This is a genomic window from Caulobacter endophyticus, assembly GCF_003116815.1.
GTDB classification, from domain to species: domain Bacteria; phylum Pseudomonadota; class Alphaproteobacteria; order Caulobacterales; family Caulobacteraceae; genus Caulobacter; species Caulobacter endophyticus.
On the sequence record NZ_QDKQ01000015.1, the window covers coordinates 1 to 2,253 of the forward strand.

General features: G+C 64.1%; 1 pseudogene. It reads right to left on the reverse strand.

What is annotated here, in order from left to right:
- Positions 1–2,253, reverse strand: a pseudogene (locus DDF67_RS25435) (hypothetical protein); the annotation flags it as partial.

Below are 2,253 nucleotides of genomic sequence, written 5' to 3' on the forward strand. Positions count from 1 at the left end.
CCGTCAGGCCCTGGGGAGCCTCGTCGACGTCGGTGACGGCCAGGGTCAGGCCCGTGGAGACAGATCCCGCCGCGCTGGTCGCCGTCAGGGTCAGGGCCAGGCTGGCGGCCGCCTCATAGTCGAGGCTTTGGCCGGCCTTCAGATAGAGCCCGCCGTCCCGGATCTCGAACCGCGGGTCATCGACGCTGAAGCTGTAAACGCGGTTGGCCGGATCGCTGTCGGGATCAAGCACGGCCACATCGGCCAGCCGCGTCTCCACCGCCGTGTTCTCGGCCACCGCCTGAAGGTTGGTCACCGTCAGGCCCTGAGGAGCCTCGTCCACATCGGTGACGACGATCTCGAACGCCTCCAGGCGCTGTCCGCCGCGACTATCAACCGCTGTGACCTGGACCTGATAGACACCCGGGGTCAGCGGCTGGGCCAACAGCAGTTGGTCGCCCGCCACGGCGAACCGGGTCTCGTCGGCCGGCAATTTATAGGAAAGTTGAGCCCGCGCGTCCTGCACCGAAGCGCTCAGGGCGCCGACCAGCGTTCCGGGCGCCGCGCTCTCCAGCACCGTGTTGGCGCTCAGGGCGACATCGGTGACGCTCGGCGCGAGCAGTTCGGCCAAGGTGAACACGCCGTCCGAAAACGCAAAGAGCTCTACCCCGCTCACCAGGTCGACGCCTTCACCTGTGGGCGCGGCGTACAGGCGGATCGATTGGCTGCTAAGGGCGTCGGCCGTGTAGAGCGCCCGAGCTTGCGCGTAACGCGCGGTATCGACGCCTTGCCCGCCCTCGAGGCGATCGTCGCCGCCATCGCCCGTCAAGACGTCGTCGCCGTCTGCGCCGACTAAGCGGTCGGCGCCTGCGCCGCCGCTCAGACTATCTTGGCCGCCACCACCAACCAAGACGTCGTCAAACCCACCGCCCGTCAAAGTGTCGTCGCCCGACCCCGCCTTGAAAAAAAGGCGTTCCGCTCCAACGATACGGGCACCGTCAGCGAGGGTCTGGTCGCCAAGAGCAAGGTCAATAGCGAAGCTGTCTGTGCTGGTCGCGCGGTCTATCGTCGTCGCGATCGGGGTGGTGGAAAACTCTAGTATGCGGTTGAGCGGCGGCGATCCATGGTGGAAATATGCGTCGTTCGCCAAGTAGATCTGCCCATCGATCACTTGGATGCCTTCAATGGCGTCGGCCTCGGCCACCGTGTAGCGGCCAAGCAAATTTCCCGAGGCTATATCGCGCTTATCGATCAGCCCGGCCTGACCATTTTCACCATAGGTGATGTAAAGGACTCCGGCCGCGCCCTCAGTTGCGTCGAAGAACAAATGGTCAGGATTAACGCCGATATCGAGCGACTTGAGAAGCGCCCCGGTTTCGATAGAGCGCCACTCGACCGTAGTGTTGTCCGTCGATCCCGGGGAGCGACTGATGATGACGGCGTCCAGAGTGCTGTCATAAGCCAATCCGTTCGGCGCCGTGCCGGTGGTTGGAGTAATGATCTTGATCAGCGCGCCGGTGCTGGCGCTGTAGACGCGCACCTTGCTCTCGCTGAGCGAGGCGACGAGCAGCTGGTCCGCCTGAGGACGGTAGGAGAGGCCCTGAACGGCCCTTATCGGCGAGCCCAGATTGATCTCGCCGAGCTTCGTCTGGAGATCGGCCGATAGATGCACCAGCGAGGGCGTGTAGGTCGTATCGTTCTCTTCGGCCTGACCTTCGTTCGCCGCCCACCAGGTGCCATCCGCAGCGCGTGTCAGGCCGGTGATGGTAAAGCCTGTGCCTGGTGTGGCGCCGCGTCCATCAGGAAGCGTCCAAGCCCCAGTCATGGTGATCGTGCCGTCGGTTGTTCCCCAATAGACTGCCGATGCGCTGTCGCCGCCGAGAGCCCAATCCCCGTCCGCGAACCTCAGGGTTTCTATGCCCGTCAGGATGTCGTCGCCTTGGCCAGGACCGGTGACACGGAACTGTCCCCCCCCGAGGTCTGTGATCGCGTATTGCTCGTAAGCGCCGGCGAACACGGCGATATCGTAGCCGTCTCCACCGTTAAGGCGATCGTTTCCACCTGCGCCAGCCAAGATGTCGTCGCCGCCAGCCCCGCTCAGTGTATCGGCCAGCGCTCCCCCGATCAGAGTGTCGAAGCCCGATCCAGTCGTCAGGTTGACCTGCTCGATATCGACGATGAACGAGCCGCCGCCGATCGCCTGAAGCAGCGAGGGGTTGGTCAGATCCAGGCGCATATTGGCTGTGGTGGTCAGGAAGTCAGCCACCAGACGAT